Origin of the sequence: Aeromicrobium sp. NPDC092404 (assembly GCF_040684095.1) — a bacterium.
In the GTDB taxonomy this organism is placed as follows: Bacteria; Actinomycetota; Actinomycetes; order Propionibacteriales; family Nocardioidaceae; genus Aeromicrobium.
Window position 1 is genome coordinate 848996 of sequence record NZ_JBFBFI010000001.1, and the last position, 11849, is coordinate 860844.

At 69.3% G+C, this 11849-nt stretch carries 15 protein-coding genes; 6 read left to right on the forward strand and 9 right to left on the reverse strand.

Annotation, left to right across the window (positions count from 1 at the left end; genetic code table 11):
* Positions 1 to 12: 12 nt before the first annotated feature.
* Entirely contained in the window at positions 13 to 609 is a 597-nt protein-coding gene (locus tag AB0N22_RS04270; protein WP_364636497.1) for a hypothetical protein, read from the forward strand.
* Here the strand turns inward: AB0N22_RS04270 and AB0N22_RS04275 are convergent.
* Both AB0N22_RS04275 and AB0N22_RS04280 read right to left on the reverse strand, forming a co-directional pair.
* Entirely contained in the window at positions 587 to 2005 is a 1419-nt protein-coding gene (locus AB0N22_RS04275; protein ID WP_364636499.1) for a VWA domain-containing protein, read from the reverse strand. The two genes, AB0N22_RS04270 and AB0N22_RS04275, sit on opposite strands and share 23 nt — an antisense overlap.
* On the reverse strand, positions 2002 to 2883 hold the full coding sequence (locus AB0N22_RS04280; RefSeq protein WP_364636501.1) for a MoxR family ATPase: 882 nt from the start codon (positions 2881 to 2883) through the stop codon (positions 2002 to 2004). The genes AB0N22_RS04275 and AB0N22_RS04280 overlap by 4 nt, the downstream gene beginning before the upstream one ends.
* 15 nt (positions 2884 to 2898) lie before the next feature.
* On the opposite strand from AB0N22_RS04280, the gene AB0N22_RS04285 reads away from it, so the two are divergent.
* Together AB0N22_RS04285 and AB0N22_RS04290 are read left to right on the forward strand one after the other, a co-directional pair.
* On the forward strand, positions 2899 to 3294 hold the full coding sequence (locus AB0N22_RS04285; protein WP_364636503.1) for an SRPBCC family protein: 396 nt from the start codon (positions 2899 to 2901) through the stop codon (positions 3292 to 3294).
* 59 nt (positions 3295 to 3353) lie between these two features.
* Positions 3354 to 4646, forward strand: a complete 1293-nt coding sequence (locus AB0N22_RS04290) for a M20/M25/M40 family metallo-hydrolase (protein WP_364636505.1) — start codon at positions 3354 to 3356, stop codon at positions 4644 to 4646.
* Between the two features lie 2 nt (positions 4647 to 4648).
* Here AB0N22_RS04290 and AB0N22_RS04295 read toward each other — a convergent pair whose 3' ends face one another.
* Together AB0N22_RS04295 and AB0N22_RS04300 are read right to left on the reverse strand one after the other, a co-directional pair.
* Positions 4649 to 4834, reverse strand: coding sequence for a DUF5703 family protein (locus AB0N22_RS04295; RefSeq protein ID WP_364636507.1), 186 nt, complete (start codon positions 4832 to 4834; stop codon positions 4649 to 4651).
* 24 nt (positions 4835 to 4858) lie between these two features.
* Positions 4859 to 5812 (reverse strand): aldo/keto reductase, encoded by a 954-nt coding sequence (locus tag AB0N22_RS04300; RefSeq protein WP_364636509.1) that lies wholly within the window; start codon positions 5810 to 5812, stop codon positions 4859 to 4861.
* Positions 5813 to 5860: 48 nt separating this feature from the next.
* On the opposite strand from AB0N22_RS04300, the gene AB0N22_RS04305 reads away from it, so the two are divergent.
* A complete protein-coding gene (locus AB0N22_RS04305) occupies positions 5861 to 6694 on the forward strand; it encodes an undecaprenyl-diphosphate phosphatase (protein WP_364636511.1) in 834 nt (277 codons plus the stop codon).
* On the opposite strand, the gene corA is transcribed toward AB0N22_RS04305, so the two are convergent.
* Complete coding sequence (gene corA, locus AB0N22_RS04310; RefSeq protein ID WP_364636513.1) at positions 6691 to 7650, reverse strand: magnesium/cobalt transporter CorA; 960 nt, start codon at positions 7648 to 7650, stop codon at positions 6691 to 6693. The genes AB0N22_RS04305 and corA overlap by 4 nt on opposite strands.
* A 74-nt stretch (positions 7651 to 7724) precedes the next feature.
* Between corA and mshC the strand changes: the two genes are divergently transcribed.
* Positions 7725 to 8954 carry a cysteine--1-D-myo-inosityl 2-amino-2-deoxy-alpha-D-glucopyranoside ligase gene (gene mshC, locus AB0N22_RS04315; protein ID WP_364636515.1) on the forward strand — a complete coding sequence of 410 codons (1230 nt, stop codon included), beginning with the start codon at positions 7725 to 7727 and terminating at the stop codon, positions 8952 to 8954.
* The gene (locus AB0N22_RS04320) at positions 8954 to 9154 is read left to right on the forward strand and encodes a hypothetical protein (RefSeq protein ID WP_364636517.1); all 201 of its coding nucleotides are present in this window, start codon (positions 8954 to 8956) and stop codon (positions 9152 to 9154) included. The genes mshC and AB0N22_RS04320 overlap by 1 nt, the downstream gene beginning before the upstream one ends.
* Before the next feature lie 48 nt (positions 9155 to 9202).
* Here AB0N22_RS04320 and AB0N22_RS04325 read toward each other — a convergent pair whose 3' ends face one another.
* From AB0N22_RS04325 to AB0N22_RS04340, 4 genes are all read right to left on the reverse strand, one after another.
* Positions 9203 to 9730 (reverse strand): DUF3618 domain-containing protein, encoded by a 528-nt coding sequence (locus AB0N22_RS04325; RefSeq protein ID WP_364636519.1) that lies wholly within the window; start codon positions 9728 to 9730, stop codon positions 9203 to 9205.
* Complete coding sequence (locus tag AB0N22_RS04330; protein WP_364636521.1) at positions 9727 to 10134, reverse strand: phage holin family protein; 408 nt, start codon at positions 10132 to 10134, stop codon at positions 9727 to 9729. The genes AB0N22_RS04325 and AB0N22_RS04330 overlap by 4 nt, the downstream gene beginning before the upstream one ends.
* Complete coding sequence (locus AB0N22_RS04335; protein WP_364636523.1) at positions 10131 to 10880, reverse strand: hypothetical protein; 750 nt, start codon at positions 10878 to 10880, stop codon at positions 10131 to 10133. The genes AB0N22_RS04330 and AB0N22_RS04335 overlap by 4 nt, the downstream gene beginning before the upstream one ends.
* Positions 10881 to 10989: 109 nt before the next feature.
* Positions 10990 to 11841, reverse strand: a complete 852-nt coding sequence (locus AB0N22_RS04340; protein WP_364636525.1) for a PAC2 family protein — start codon at positions 11839 to 11841, stop codon at positions 10990 to 10992.
* Positions 11842 to 11849: the final 8 nt, after the last annotated feature.

The window sequence follows — 11849 nt, forward strand, 5'->3', positions numbered from 1 at the left end:
TACGGTCGGGGCATGCCACAGCTCACCCGGTGGAACGTCGGCATCGCGATCGGTGTCCCATTGCTGATCGCGGCGCTCGGCCTGGCCCATCCGGCCCGCCTGACGTTCGACGACGCACAGCGCTGGCGCGACCTGCATGTCGTCCTGCTCCCGCTGTTCCCCCTGCTCGGGCTGGCGCCGTGGTTCGTGGCGCGCAGCGTCGACCGGACCTACGGCGTGTTGGCTTTGGTTCTGGGATACGTCTTCGCGTGCTTCTACACGGCGCTCGACGTGCTTGCCGGCATCGGCGCCGGCGGGCTCAAGCTGGCGCAGGACCGCGGGGGCTTCGGGGTGGTCTTCGGGCTCGCCTCCGACCTGGGACACGTCGGGTCGATCGCGCTGATCAGTGCGTCGGCCCTCGCTTGTGGCTGCGCGCTGCGCGTCGCCGGGTGGGCTGCCGGCCCGGGGACGGCGCTCGTCCTGGCGGGCGACTTCGGCTTCATGCAGGAGCACGTCTACTGGCCCGGCGGCGGGTTGTCGATGCTGGCGATCGCGGCCGGCTGGGCGGGCGTCGTGTGGGCGATGCATGGGCCCGGACGTACGAACGTCAGACCGGCAGGAGCCGGGTGATGAACCTGGTCAGCTGGTCGACGTTGCAGCACTCGTGCATCTCGACCAGCTCGGCGTAGGTCGGCGCGATCGAGTCACCGAGTCCCCAGCGCATGGAGTGCTCGGGATTGAGCCAGAACGTCCGACGGGCGCGCTGGTTGATCTCGTGCAGCGCTCCCAGGTTGGGGTCCTGGTTGTTGTTGCGGGCGTCGCCGAGGATCAGCACCGCGGTCCGCGGGCCGATCGCGCGCATGTGCTCGGCGTGGAAGTCGGCGAACGCCTCGCCGTAGTCGCTGCTGGTGTGCCACTTCGTGATGCGTGCCTCACGGGCGATCCTGGCCGCGAGGTCGTCACCGCCGTCCTTGACGAGGTCGGTCACCTCCGCCATGGCGTTGACGAACGCGAAGACCCGCACCTTGCTGAACTGGCCGCTGAGCGCCTGCACGAGGTGCATCGTGAAGCTGGAGAACCCCGACACCGAGCCCGAGACGTCGCACAGCAGGACGAGCTCAGGACGGGAGGGGTGCGGCTTGGCATACACCGGGCGGATCGGCACGCCGCCGGTCGACATCGAGCGGCGCAACGTGCGACGGATGTCGATCCGGCCACGGCTGGCCTTGCGACGGCGCGCCGCCAGGCGGGTGGCGAGCTTGCGGGACAGCGGCCTGACGATGCGTCCCAGCTCCTCGAGCTGCTGCTGGTTGGCGCTCAGGAAGTCGATCCGGTCGCTGCCGGTCCGGACGGCGTGCCGCGTGACGACGTCCCGGCCCCGCAGCTCGGCAGTGCGCCGGCGCGCCTCGCTGGCCACCATCGCGCGGAAGCGGTCGATGTTCTGGCGCACCTCGTCTCGCTCGAGGCGCTCGGTGAAACGGCCGGACTGGCCCTGCCCACCGCCTTGACCGTGGCCCCCGCCGCCCTCGCCGCGCAGGCCGAGCGCCTGCACGAGCAGCGTCTGCGGCCGCAGACGCTCGAGGGTCTGGTACGCCGACCAGCCGCCCGACGGCGTGCCTTCGGCACCCACGGCACCGAGCGCGTCGACCGCGATCTCGGCCACCTGCTCGAGGGCGCGCAGGTCGTTCTCGGCCAGAGCCATCGCCAGCAGGTCACGCAGGTCGTCGAGGTCGAGGTCCTCATCGGTGTCGCGGGCAGCCTGTGGCGCACCGACCCCCGCCGGGAAGTAGATGTCGAAGGCCATGTCGAAGACGTCGCGCTGACCACCACGCCGGACCAGGGCCGCAGCGAGACCCTCCCGCAGCTGCGAGCGGTCGCTCATCCCCAGCACCGCGACGACGGCGGCGGCATCCACCGTCTCGCTGGTGCCGGCCGGTATGCCCTTGCTCCGCAGCGCGGTGACGAGCTCGACGAGCCGGCCGGCGACGTCCTGCGTCACCGGCTCATCGACCCGCGCGTCGCTCATGGTGTGCCCAGCACCTCGTCGAGGTCGAGTCGTTCGGTGGCCTTGGCGAGGTCGTCCTGGTGCTTCAGGATCACGCCGAGACTCTCGCGCACGACCTGGTCGTCGAGGATGTCGGCACCGAGCGCCACGAGGGTCCGGGCCCAGTCGATCGTCTCCGAGACCGACGGCGCCTTGCGCAGCGGCATCGCCCGCAGGGCGTTGATCACCCGAACGAGCGAGTCGGCCAGCGTGGCATCCAGATCGGGGACCTTCAGGCGTACGATCTCGTGCTCCAGGCCGGCGTCCGGGAAGTCGATGTGCAGGAACAGGCAGCGACGTCGGAGCGCCTCCGACAGCTCGCGGGTCGCGTTCGAGGTCAGCACGACGAACGGCCGGCTCGTCGCGGTGATCGTGCCGAGCTCGGGCACCGTGATCTGGAAGTCGCCGAGCACCTCGAGCAGCAGGCCCTCGATCTCGACGTCGGCCTTGTCGGTCTCGTCGATCAGCAGGACCGTGGGTCCGTCGTTGCGGATCGCGGTGAGCAGCGGGCGGGCCAGCAGGAACTCCTCGCTGAAGATGTCGTTGCGTGCCTCGTCCCACGTCTCGTCCTTGCCCGCGGTGATGCGCAGCAGCTGCTTGGCGTGGTTCCACTCGTAGATCGCGCGGGCCTCGTCGACGCCCTCGTAGCACTGCAGGCGCACGAGGTCAGCGCCGCACGCCTCGGCGACAGCGCTCGACAGTGCCGTCTTGCCGACACCGGCGGGACCCTCGACGAGCAACGGCTTGCCCAGCTCGCTGGCGAGGAACACGGTGGTGGCGACGGCATCGGAGGCGAGGTAGCCCGCGCCGGCGAGCTTGGCCTTGACGTCGTCGATCGAGGTGAACGGCATGGTGCGCATGCCTACGATGATGCCGTGGCCCTGTTCGAGATCGTCCGCGAGGTGGCCCTGCCGCCTGAGGAGTCCTGGCGACGCCTCACCGACTGGGAGCAGCACGGGCAGCACGTGCCGCTGACCCGTATCATCCGGACGGATCGCGGCTTCACGGCACGCACCGGCGTCGGGAGGCTCGGGTTCGACGACCCGATGGAGATCGTCGAGTGGAGTCCGCCTCGGTTCTGTCGTCTGGAGAAGCGCGGCCGCGTCGTGACCGGGTGGGCCGAGGTCGGTGTCGAGCCGACCGTGGGCGGCAGCCGGGTGACGTGGCGCGAGGACCTGCACGTGCGCGGGGTGCCGCGGTGGGGTGACGGCCTGACGCGAGCAGCCGGCACCCGCATGTTCTCGCGGGTCATCGACCGCCTGCTGGCCTGACCTGACGAGCGAGCTCGTCCGCAGCCGCTGGTGATGGGCCTCGTGCGTAGGATCACGGTATGGGGTACACGCCGGAATCCGAAGCGCTCGACATCTGCCGCGACCTGATCAGGATCGACACCTCCAACTACGGTGACGACTCAGGTCCGGGGGAGCGCAAGGCGGCTGAGTACGTCGCTGCGTCGCTCGCCGAGGTCGGCATCGAGTCGGAGATCTTCGAGTCCGAGCCCGGCCGCGCCAGCCTCGTGGCCCGGTGGGGCAACCAGGACTCTCCCAAGCCCGGCCTCGTGATCCACGGCCACCTCGACGTGGTGCCGGCGCAGGCGAGCGACTGGCGCGTCGACCCGTTCGCGGCTGAGGTCGTCGACGGCTACCTGTTCGGCCGCGGCGCGGTCGACATGAAGGACTTCGACGGCATGCTGCTGTCGGTCGTCCGCGCCCGTCAGCGTGCGGGCGCCATCCCGGACCGACCCATCACCCTCGTGTTCACTGCCGACGAGGAGGCCGGAGGCTCGCTCGGCGCACACTGGCTCGTCGAGCACCACCCGCACCTGTTCGAGGGATGCACCGAGGCGGTCGGCGAGGTCGGCGGATTCTCCACGGAGGTCGGCGGCAAGCGGCTCTACCTCATCGAGTCCGGCGAGAAGGGCATCGCCTGGATGCGCCTGCGCGCGCGTGGCACGGCCGGGCACGGATCGATGCGCAACGACGACAACGCGATCACCCACCTGTCGACCGCGCTCCTGGCCCTGGGTGAGCACCGCTGGCCTGCCGAGCCCGGTCCGTCGATGGAGCTGCTGCTGACCAAGGTGCGCGAGCTGACCGGCAAGGAGGGCTCTGCCGACGAGCTGCTCGAGCACTTCGGGCCCGCCGTGCGCATGATCGGCGCGGGCATCCGCAACACGACGAACGCCACGATGCTGGAGGCCGGCTACAAGCACAACGTCGTGCCCGGGGAGGCGATCGCCTACGTCGACGGCCGCTACCTGCCCGGCCACGCCGACTCGTTCCTGCCGGCGGTGCAGGGCGTGGTCGGTGACCACGTCACGGTCGAGCCCTACATCAGCGACGCGGCGCTCGAGTACGCCTTCGAGGGCGACCTCGTCGACGCGATGACGGTCGCGCTGCACAGCCAGGACCCCGAGGCGCACATCGCGCCGTTCCTCATGTCTGGCGGCACCGACGCCAAGGCCTGGCACAAGCTGGGCATGACGTCGTACGGATTCACGCCGCTGCGACTGCCTGCCGATCTCGACTTCACGGCCCTGTTCCACGGCGTCGACGAGCGTGTCCCGGTCGAGGCGCTGGAGTTCGGCTCGCGGGTGTTCGACGAGTTCCTCAACCTCGTCTAGCGCTACAGCGTGCTGCGCATGCGGATGATCTTGCGGCGCAGCACGACGGTCCGCTGCCCGGTGCCGTCCTTGCGCAATCGGTCGAGCTCCCAGCCCTGGTACTCCGCGGCGTCGGTCAGCATGCGACACACCGCCGAACGCGACTTGGTGCGGTCGATCGTGAGGTTCCAGAACTCGTACTCGATCATCGATTCACCTTCCAACCATCGTGGCTAGCGCGCACTGTCCGACACGTCGTCGAGCGCCTGGATGATCTCGGGCGGGAGCTCGAGATCCTCCGAGGCCAGGTTCTCCTGGAGCTGGGACGTCGTACGTGCCCCGACGACGGCCGAGGCAATCGTCGGGCGGGCCAGGAGCCAGGCCAGTGCGACGTGCGCGATGGTGACGTCGAGGCCCTCGGAGGCGCGAGCCAACGCCTCGACGACGGCCGACTTCTGCGGCGTGAGGTACTTCGACACGAAGGCCTCCCACGCCGGGTCCGCGGCGCGCGAGTCTGCCGGGACACCCCCGCGGTACTTGCCGGTGAGCACGCCACGGCCCAACGGCGACCAGGCCAGCACGCCCATGCCGAGGTGAGCAGCGGCAGGGACGACCTCGTCCTCGGCCTCGCGGCGCACGAGGGAGTACTCGACCTGGGTGCTGATCAGCGGGACGGCGTCGGCCCGCTCGGCGAGCCAGGTGTGCGCGAGCGCGGTCTGCCAGCCGGTGTAGTTGGATATGCCGATGTAGCGCGTACGACCGGTGCGGACCGCGTGCTCGAGGGCAGCCAGCGTCTCCTCGATCGGCGTCTCGGAGTCCCACGCGTGGATCTGCCAGAGGTCGAGGTGGTCGGTGCCGAGCTGCCGCAACGAGAGGTCGAGCTGGTCGAGCAGCGTACGCCGTGAGCTGTCGCGATCGATGCGGTCGCCGCGCTTGATCAGCCCGGCCTTGCCCGCGAGCACGATGCGGTCGCGCAGGTCGGCCTTGTTGACGAGGGTGCCCAGCAGCTCCTCGCAGGCCCCGTCCCCGTAGATCGGGGCGGTGTCGACGAGCGTGCCGCCGGCCTCGACGAAGGTCGACAGCTGCTCCTCGGCGTCGTACGCATCGACCGCGGTGCCCCACGTCATGGTGCCGAGGGCGAGCCGTGACACCTCCAGCCCCGATGCACCAACGCGGCGATACTGCATGCCGCAAGGCTAGTCCGGCAGGTGAAGCGTGGCCGGTAGGCTCGCACGGTGGATTTCCTTCGTGCCGTGGTCCTGGGTCTCATCCAGGGCCTGACAGAGTTCCTGCCCATCTCCAGCAGTGCGCATCTCGCGATCTTCCCCAAGTTCTTCGGGTGGGACGATCCAGGCGCGGCCTACACGGCGGTCATCCAGATCGGCACCGAGCTCGCGGTCGTCCTCTACTTCTGGCGTGACATCTGGACGATCGGCTCCGGGTGGGTCCGCGGCGTCTTCTCCCGTGAGGCGCGCGAGGCGCCCGAGTGGCGGATGGGTTGGTTCGTGATCATCGGATCGCTGCCGATCGTCGTCCTCGGCCTGCTGCTGCAGGACCTCATCGACAAGGAGTTCCGCAACCTCTGGGTCATCGGCACGACCCTGATCGTCCTCGGCGTCGTCCTGGGCATCGCCGAGCGGGTCGGCCGCAAGTCCAGCCCGATCGAGAACCTCACGATGCGTCACGCCATCCTGCTGGGCGTCGCACAGGCCGGCGCCCTCGTCCCCGGCGTCTCGCGCTCCGGCGCCACGATCAGCATGGGGCTGTTCCTCGGCTACGAGCGCGCGGCCGCGACCCGCTACGCGTTCCTACTCGCGATCCCTGCGGTCGTCGGCGCCGGGGTCTACAAGCTCAAGGACATCGGCGGCGAGAACGACTATGGCGTCGGGCCCACGATCGTGGGCACGATCGTGTCGTTCATCGTCGGCCTCGCGGTGATCCACTGGCTGCTGCGCTACGTCAGCACGCGCTCGTACACGCCGTTCGTGTTCTATCGCATCGGGCTGGGATCGCTCGTGCTGATCCTCGTCGGTGCCGGCGTCATCACGGCCGGCACCACCGTCGGCTAGAGCCAGCCGGAACGCTTGAAGCGGCGGTAGATGTAGGTGCACAGCCCGCCGATGAGGGCGAGGCAGAGCGGATAGCCGTACGTCCAGGTGAGCTCCGGCATGTGCTCGAAGTTCATGCCGTAGATCCCGGCGATGGCGGTCGGCACGGCGAAGATCGTGGCGCCCGCGGTCAGCTTGCGCATGTCCTCGTTCTGCTGGACGCTCAGCTGCGCCAGGTGGGCCTGCAAGGCGTTGTCGAGCAGGTGGTCGATCGCGTCGATCGCCTCTGCCGCGCGAGCGAGGTGGTCACCGATGTCCCGGAAGTACGGCCGCGAGTCCTCCGGCATCGTGCCCTGCGCGAACCGCATGATCGGCTCCTTGAGCGGTGTCACCGCGCGCCGGAACTCCAGCGTCTCGCGCTTGAGGCGGTAGATCCGGGTGGAGTCGTTGGACCGCTCGGTCGAGAACACCGACGTCTCGACCTCCTGCACGTCGATCTCCAGCTCAGCGGCGACCTCCTCGTAGTGGTCGACGATCTTGTCGACGACCGCGTACAAGGCCGCCGTCGGGCCGTGCGACAGCGGCTCGATCATCTGCTCCGCCGCGCGCCTGGCCTCCTTGAGGGTCGGGCCGCCGTGACGCACCGTCAGCAGGAAGTTCTTGCCGAGGAAGATGTTGACCTCGTGCGTCGTGATGTCGTCGTCGCTGTAGGTCACTGTGCGGATCGACATGAACAGGTGGTCCTCGTAGCGCTCGACCTTGGGTCGTTGGTGCGCCTCGAGAGCGTCCTCGACGGCTAACGGGTGCAGCTGCAGCGACGCAGCGACCCGGTGCATCTCGTCCGCTGTCGGGTTGCCGATGCCGATCCACAGGAAGTCGTCCTCGCCGAGTCCCGCCAGGGCCGCGTCGAGCGACTCCTTGTCGTCCTTGGTCGATTCCCGAATCCCGTCGCGGTAGACCGCGCTGTCGATGATCACGACGACATTCTGCCCTCGCCGACCACGGCGACGCCGTCGACAGGCCGCAGCCAGCCAGCCGATACGCTCGCCTCATGCGTAGTTGGTCTCGTCCTGATGTCCCGTCACTCGGCGACCTCGGACTCGGTGAAGGACCGGTCGTACGCATCCACGACACGGCGACGGGCGAGGTGCGACCCAGTGACCCAGCCGGCGCCGCCGCCCGTCTCTACGTCTGCGGCATCACGCCGTACGACGCGACGCACATGGGTCACGCCGCGACCTATCTCGCGTTCGACCTGCTGCAGCGCGCGTGGCGCGACCGCGGACTGGACGTGGACTACACCCAGAACGTCACCGACGTCGACGACCCGCTGATCGAGCGCGCGATCGCCACCGGCGTCGACTGGGCCGACCTGGCTGCGCGCGAGATCGACCTGTTCCGCGAGGACATGACCGCACTGCGGATCATCCCGCCGGCCAACTACGTCGGCGCCGTCGAGACCATCGATCTCGTCGTGGATCTCATCGGCCGCCTCGACGAGGCCGGCTCGGTCTACCGCGTCGACGACGACCTCTACTTCGACGTCCACGCGGACCCGGCGTTCGGCGGCGTGTCCGGCCTCGACGAGGCCGAGATGCTGCGCATCTTCCCCGAACGTGGGGGAGACCCCGACCGGCCGGGCAAGAAGCACCCCTTGGACTGCCTGCTGTGGCAGGCCGAGCGGCCCGACGAGCCCTCGTGGGAGACCTCGCTCGGCAAGGGTCGGCCCGGCTGGCACGTCGAGTGCGCCGCGATCGCCCTCCAGCACCTCGGCGTCTCCTTCGACGTCCAGGGCGGGGGGTCGGACCTGGTGTTCCCGCACCACGAGATGTCGGCGTCCGAGGCGACGGTCGTGACGCACGAGGCCTTCGCCCAGGCGTACGTCCACGCCGGCATGGTCGGGTTCGAGGGCGAGAAGATGTCCAAGTCCAAGGGCAACCTCGTCCTGGTGTCCCAGCTCCGCGCTGACGGCCGCGACCCGATGGCGATCCGGCTGGCCCTGCTGGCCCATCACTACCGCAGCGACTGGGAGTGGTTCGACCACGAGCTCACCACGGCGGAGGCCCGGCTCGCCGCGTGGCGCGACGCCGTCAGCCGGCCGCTGGCGCCGAGCGGCACCGAGGTGCTCGACGCCCTGCGCGCCGCGCTGGCGAACGACCTCGACGCCCCCTCCGCTCTGGCCGCTGTCGATGCATGGGCAGCGGACGACTCAGCCGCTGACCCGCAGGCCGGCCGCACGGTGCGCACCGCGGTCGACGCGCTGCTCGGCGTGGCGCTGTGATGCAGAAGCCCTCGACACGCCGGCTCGACGTCCTCCGGTGGGTCGTGGCCGGCATCTTGGCCGTGACCTACATCCTCACCGGCTTCGAGCCGGTCTTCTACGCCGGTCTGGCGGTGCTGCTGCTGCCACTGCTGCTGCGCCGGAAGCACTACGGCCCGGACGAGCCAGCCACGCGAGAACATCCCGCGAAGCAGGAATGACGACGGTCCCGTGCGCCGAGGCGCACGGGACCACCTGGTGTGCCGAGGTCAGCTGCCCTTGGCGTCTTCCTTGACGGAGTCAGCTGCTGACTGGCCCTCGTCCTTGACGTGCTGGGCGGACTCCTGGGCGGAGTCCTTCAGCTCGGTCGCGGCTTCGGTCGCCTTGTCCTTCAGGTCAGCGCCCATCTCCTGGCCGACTGACTTGGCATGATCGACCAGCGGCTGGGCGTGCTCCTTGGCGGCGTCGACCGCCTGACCAGCGAGCTGCGCCTCCTTCTGGGTGGCCGGAGCCAGCGAGGAGACCAGCCAGCCCAGACCGAACGCGATCACGCCCGCAGCCAAGGGGTTGCCCTGGGCTGCGTTCGTGACCGAGCTGGCCGCCTGGCCCGGAGCCGCGGCGACCGCGCCGCCCGTGCCCTGCGCTGAGCCCATGACCTTGTCCTTGACACCGGTGAACGTGCCCTTGACGGACTCGACCTGCCGGCCGACGACCCGGCTCGGGCTGACCTTGTCGGCCAGTGCGTCGAAGTCCCGGGACAGGTCCTCCCTGGTCTCGGCGATGTCCTTCTCGATCACTTCTGGTTCTTTGCCCATTGGATGTCCTCTTTCAGAGTCTTCTGCGTGGTTTCGAGCTTGGGGTTGACCTGCTTCATCTGCTTGCGGCCCATCTGCGCCGCGACCGCCGCGATGGCCGCCCAGATCGCGAACATGATCAGCGCAGCCCACTGCAGCTCCATGCCCTTGCCCAGGAGATACATCGCGAACAGGGACAGGAACAGCAAGGCGAAGTAGCCGCTGACTGCGGCGCCGCCGAACAGGCCCGCACCCTTGCCCGCTCGGGTGACCTCCTGCTTGGCCTCGGTCTTGGCGAGCTCCAGCTCAGAACGGACCATCGTGCTCAGATCCGTGGCGATGTCACCCACGATCTCGCCGAGCGATCTCGTGTCCTCCTGGGGGTTGGGCTCGCCCGGGACCGTCACGGCCGGCCCCCGGCGTTCTGGCCGGCAGGAACCGCCGGATCCCCACCCAGACCGCCCACGGCCGAACCGCTCGACAAGTCGCCTGCGGTCGGCGCCGGTGTCGGCGGTGCGCTGACACCAGCGGCACCAGCTGCGCCACCAGGACTCGTCGGAGCCGACGCTGACGCCGAACCGGTGCTGCTGCCCGAGCTGTGCGCCTCCTTGGCACCACGGGTCAGCCGACCCGCCACGACACCTGCGGCGAGAGCGCCGAGCAGGAACGTGCCGGGCTTCTGCCGTGCGAACCCTCGAACGTCCTCGAGGACATCCTTGGGCTCACGATCGCTGAGCCGGTTGCTGAGCGTCCGGGTCTTGTCCGAGAGCTGGCGTGCCAGCTCCGTGACCGTGCCCTGGACGCTGCTGCCCTCGACCATGCTGTCGACCTCGCTGCTCAGCTCCTCGAGCTTGCTCGCGAGGGCCTGCAGCTGTGACTTGGACTGCTGATCGATCTGTGAGCGGGCATCGCCCAACAGATCAGCAGCCTTCTCCTTGGCCTCGCCGACTACTTGCTGCGCCTCGCTCTTGGCGGTGTCGGCGACGTGGGCGCCCTGCTCCTTGGCGGTGCCGGCGGCCTGCTGCGCACGCTCCTTGGCGTCGCCGCCAGATGCGCTCGACCCTGGACTGTCGAACGATCCCGTGCCTGTCGCCGACGGCTGGCCCTGGGACGGCCCGGTTGATCCGGAGTCCCAGTCGTGTGATGACGTCATGTGTCCTCCTGGCTTGTCTGAGCCATGGAGGTACCCCGCAGTTCCCTCGAAATTCAGGGATTTCTGGCCGTTTTACCGAGAGTCGTTCTGGGGTAAGGAGAGCGGCGACCTATTCCGGGTCGTCGTTGCGGCGGCGCAGGTAACGCTCGAACTCGCGCGCGATCGCGTCGCCCGACGCCTCCGGAAGATCACTGGTGTCACGCTCGTTCTCGAGCGCCTCGACGTACTCGGCGATCTCCTCGTCGCGTGACGTCAGATCCTCGGCGCCGCGCTGCCACGCATCGGTCATCTCGACCAGCACACCCTGGGGGAGCGGCAGGCCCATCGCGTCCTCGACCGCACCGAGCAGGGCCAACGTCGCCTTGGGGCACGGCGGCTCGGCGAGGTAGTGCGGCACCGCGGCCCACAACGAGGCAGAGGCGATGCCCTCCCGCGACGCCATCTCGTTGAGCACGGACGTGATCCCGACAGGCCCCGAGTACGTCGACGGCAGCAGCGACATGCGCTCCATGAGGACCGCGTCGGTCGTCGATCCGCTGACCGGCACCGGCCGCGTGTGGGGCGAGTCCGCCAGCAGGGCCCCGAGGGTGATCAGCTCGCTCACACCGGCGAGCTTGGCCACGCCGAGCACCGTCGAGCAGAACGCCTTCCAGCGGAAGTTGGGCTCCGGGGCCCGCAGCAGCAGCACGTCGCGGTCGCCCCGCTTCGGCCGGGCGTGATAGATCATGGGCGCCGGCCAGGTGATCAGCCGGTCGCCATCGTCGCCGTTGTGCACCTGGGGACGATGGACCTGGAAGTCGTAGTAGTCCTCGGGGTCGAGCTCGATCAGCAGCTCGGCGTCCCACTCCTCGATCAGGTGGTCGACCGTGCCCGATGCCGCGTCGGCAGCGTCGTTCCACCCCTCGAAGGCAGCCACCATCCAGGGGTCCCGCAGCTGCGGGATGCTCGGTTCCAAGGTCACTCCATCAG